Origin of the sequence: Chamaesiphon polymorphus CCALA 037 (genome assembly GCF_003003845.1) — a bacterium.
Taxonomy (GTDB): domain Bacteria; phylum Cyanobacteriota; class Cyanobacteriia; order Cyanobacteriales; family Chamaesiphonaceae; genus Chamaesiphon; species Chamaesiphon polymorphus.
The window spans coordinates 1-4,525 of sequence record NZ_PVWO01000474.1; the positions used below are offsets into that span (position 1 = coordinate 1).

Consider the following 4,525-nt stretch of genomic DNA (forward strand, 5'->3'; position numbering starts at 1 on the left):
TCGTCGGCAGCGTCAGATGTGTATAAGAGACAGGGTATCTCCTCGGAGAGGAGCAAGAGTAGTAATTTCCGTAGGGTGGGCAATGCCCACCAGCACAATCTATGCTCTCAATTCTCTCTCAAAGCCAAATCCAACCGATCGAAAGTCGTGAATATCGATGAAATCTAGATGGTGGGCATTGCCCACCCTACATATATTAAAACTTTGTTTTTTTCAATATATTATCAAATACATATTATGCAAACTACCAAAGAATTTATCTCTAATTTATCCAGCCTAGACATCAAATTATGGGTTGACGATCTCGATCGAACTCGTCTGCGCTGTAACGCACCAAAAGGAGCATTGACAGTAGAGATTCGTAACGAACTAGCCGATCGCAAGGCAGAACTAATCGACTTTCTTCAGCAGCATCATTTGGATCTTAATCCTACTGATGATTCAATTAAACCGATGCAAAGAGATGGTAATATAGCTGTCTCCTTTGCTCAGGCGCGGTTGTGGTTCTTCGATCGTTTGGAAGGGGCGAGTGCTACTTATAATATTCCGGTTTCTCTGCAATTATCGGGCGATCTAAATATCTCCGCTTTAAAGATGGCGGTGATGGAAGTTATTCGTCGTCACGAGGCATTGCGGACTCATTTTGAGTTGGTAAATGACGCACCGATTCAGGTAATTAGTAGCGATATTTTAGTAGATATTCCAGTCATCGATTTACAGCAGTTACCCGAATTAGAACAGTCAGCGAAAGTGAAAAAGTTGGCGATCGATGAGTCGCAGGCAGCTTTCGATTTAGCTGTGGCTCCTTTGGTTCGAGTTAAATTACTTCAATTGAATAACACATCTCATGTGTTGCTGATTACGATGCACCATATTATTTCAGATGGGTGGTCGATGGGGGTGTTTATTAATGAGTTATCTGAGTTATATCAGTCTTTCTGCGATGGTAAATCTTCTACATTACCTGCATTAACTCTTCAATATGCTGACTTTGCTGATTGGCAACGCAATTGGTTGACTGGCGATGTTTTAGACAAGCAACTTAATTATTGGAAAGATTTATTAACTGGGGCACCGCCGCTGTTGGAATTGCCGATCGATCGTCCCCGCCCGTCGATTCAGGGATTTGCGGGGAATTTTGTCGAATTTAGCTTAGAGCGAGGTTTAAGCCAACAATTAACTGCGCTGAGTCAGCGATCGGGTACGACACTATTTATGACGATGTTGACAGCTTTTAATGTATTACTCGCTCGGTATAGCGGGCAAGATGATGTCGTAATTGGTTCGCCGATCGCCAATCGCAATCGACGGGAAACAGAACCGCTAATCGGCTTTTTTGTCAATACATTAGTCATTCGTACAAAACTCCGATCGAACCAGACATTCTTGGAGTTACTCGAATCGGTAAAGCAAAATACTTTGGATGCCCAAGAACACCAAGATTTACCATTCGAGAAGTTAGTTGAAGAACTGCAACCAGAGCGATCGCTCAGTTATTCGCCACTATTTCAAGTAATGTTTGAAATAGAGAACACACCAACTGGCAACTTGGAATTACCAGGACTCCAGATTACGCCGTTGGAATTGGAGAATATTAATACCAAATTCGATCTGACGCTCTCGATTCAAGAATCGGAGACAGGATTAGTCAGTGGATGGGAATATAAAACAGAATTATTCGATCGAGATACGATCGAGCGGATGGCGGCTAATTTCCAAGCATTACTCGCTGGAATCGTTGCCAATCCCCAGCAACAAATTGCCCAACTACCGTTATTAAATGAAATCGATCGACATCAGATTGTCGAGACGTGGAATCAAACTCAAGCGGACTATCCCTCAGAGCACTTCGGCTCCGCTCAGTGCAAGCAGTGTTTTCCGCAATTATTTGAAGCGCAAGTTGCCCGCACACCTGAGGCAATTGCCGTTAATTATGGCGATCGCGATCTTACCTACCAAGAATTAAACGAGCGGGCGAATCGCTGGGCGAGACATTTAGTCGAACTGGGTGTGGGTGCCGAAACGCTCGTTGCCTTAGTATCCGATCGGAATCTCGATTTCCTCACTGCCATGCTCGCGGTATTCAAGGCTGGTGGGGCATATTTACCGCTCAATCCCCATCATCCCATCGAACGCATCCAGCAAGCGATCGTCCAAAGTCAAGTGCCCTTAATCTTGACATCCAGCGCGTGGACACCAACGCTAGAACTAATTGTGAGCGACTTACCCAACTCTCAACTGCTAGATTTTCATCAACTTTCTGCCCCAGATTATGCCAGTGACAACCTACCAATCCGTTGCACTCCAGATAATTTAGCCTATACAATCTACACCTCCGGTTCCACTGGGACGCCTAAAGGTGCGATGCTCGAACATCGGGGGATGCTGAATCATTTATATGCCAAAGTAACGGATCTAGGCTTGAGTGCTAACGATATCGTCGCGCAAACAGCCGCCCAAACCTTTGATATCAGTATTTGGCAATTTCTGATTCCCCTCCTAGTTGGCGGACGAGTCGAGATCGTCACCACCGAAATTGCCGCCGATCCGTCCCAATTACTCGCCCTCGTAGCGCGTCAGCAGATTTCCATCCTCGAAATTGTCCCATCCCTATTACGCGCGATCCTCCAACAGATCGAACTCAATGGCACGCCACCCAAACTCTCCCTGCGGTGGTTATTACTTACAGGTGAAACTTTACCACCCCAATTGTGCCGTCAGTGGTTCGAGCTTTATCCCAACGTGCCCATGATGAATGCTTATGGGCCGACAGAATGTTCCGATGATGTCACCCATTATCCAATTTATACGTCGCCCCCAGCCGAAATCCTCAATCTACCGATCGGTCGTCCGGTAGCCAATACCCAAATATACATCCTCGATCGCCTATTACAACCAGTCCCGATCGGCGTACCAGGCGAACTCTACGTCGGTGGTGCAGGTGTCGGACGCGGCTATCTAGATGCGCCAGAACTCACCCAGCAAGCCTTCATCCCCAATCCCTTCCACCCGATCCTATCCCCCCGCTTGTACAAAACTGGCGACAAAGCGCGGTATCTCCCCGACGGTAATATCGAATTTCTCGATCGGATCGACTTCCAAGTCAAGATTCGTGGCTTCCGGATCGAGTTAGGCGAAATTGAAGCAGTCCTAACCCAACATCCTGACATTAAAGCAGTAACCGCGATCGTCAGAGAAGACCAACCCGGCAACCAAAATCTAGTCGCTTATATTGTCTCCACCCAAACGCTGACGAATGCAGAAGTCCGGGATTTCCTCGATCGCAAGCTCCCAGCATATATGATACCGAGCGCGTTTGTCTTCCTCGAGGCCATCCCCCTTACCGCCAACGGCAAAGTCAATCGCAAAGCCCTGCCAGTGCCAGCACTAGGATTCAATCCTAGCTATGTCGCCCCCAGTAATGCCCTCGAACTCCAATTAATGCAGATCTGGGAAGAAATCCTCCATATCAGCCCGATCGGCATTCGCGATAACTTTTTTGACCTCGGCGGTCATTCCCTCCTCGCCGTGAGCCTAATGGCGCGGATTCAGCAGCAATTTGACAAAAAGCTCTCCCTTGCCACCCTCTTCCAAGGAGCCACGATCGAACATCTCGCCCAGATTATCCTCTCCACCACCACCGACGAACCATTCTTATCCACACTCATGCCACTCCAGGCTAATGGCTCCAAACCACCATTATTTTTCGTTCATCCCGGCGGTGGTACCGTCCTCTCCTATCTAGAATTAGCCCGAAATTTAGACCCAGATCGACCAGTCTACGGACTCGAATCTCTCGACTTAGATGAGGAACAAACACTGCACAACAAAGTAGAAGATATGGCAGCTTACTACATCCAAGTGATGAAAACCGTGCAAGCCGAAGGCCCCTACCAAATTGGCGGCTGGAGTTTTGGCGGACTAGTCGCCTTCGAGATCGCCCAACAACTGCGATCGCAAGGTCAGGAAGTAGCCACCGTCGTATTGCTAGATACATCCCCATTTACAGATCCTGAAGAATTGAACGTAGCCGACGATAAAGACTTCATCGAAGAATTACTCGCCCGCAAAAATGGCGCGATTTTGGGCATCCCCCCCGAACTAGATGTAGCGCAAGCCCAAAGACTCCTCCAAGTATTCAAAGGTCACATCCTCGCCGCCAACGACTACAATCCCCAACCCTACCCCGGCACCGTCGATCTCTTCCTCGCCGAAGGTGGCATCGCCGCCGACTCCCTCGAATCGATCGCCGGATGGCAACAACTCGCCACCCACGACCTAAACGTCCACTGGATCCCCGGCGACCATCACACCATGGTCACCAAACCCAACGTGCAAGTTTTGGCAGAGAAACTTCAGATTTGTCTAGGTTAGGAATTTCGGATTTTGGATTGAAGCTTAAAGTAAGTTTCGCGCATATTCAAACCATCCGATTCGATCGAGTCAGATGTAAGCACAGATCTACCCATCCCGCCCTACGGGCAAGGCTACCGTGTATACACAAGTTCACTAGACTTCGTTTAAG

The 4,525-nt window shown here is 47.9% G+C and carries 1 protein-coding gene; it reads left to right on the forward strand.

The annotated features are described in order from the left end of the window. Nucleotides 1-237 precede the first annotated feature (237 nt). Nucleotides 238-4,374: a non-ribosomal peptide synthetase gene (locus C7B77_RS24675; protein WP_181244017.1), complete on the forward strand. Its 4,137-nt coding sequence runs from the start codon at nucleotides 238-240 to the stop codon at nucleotides 4,372-4,374. Nucleotides 4,375-4,525 lie beyond the last annotated feature (151 nt).

What these genes read in the sequence shown, in the direction of transcription:
- C7B77_RS24675 (WP_181244017.1), top strand. Translation starts at nt 238, where the DNA reads ATGCAAACTACCAAAGAATTTATCTCTAATTTATCCAGCCTAGACATC.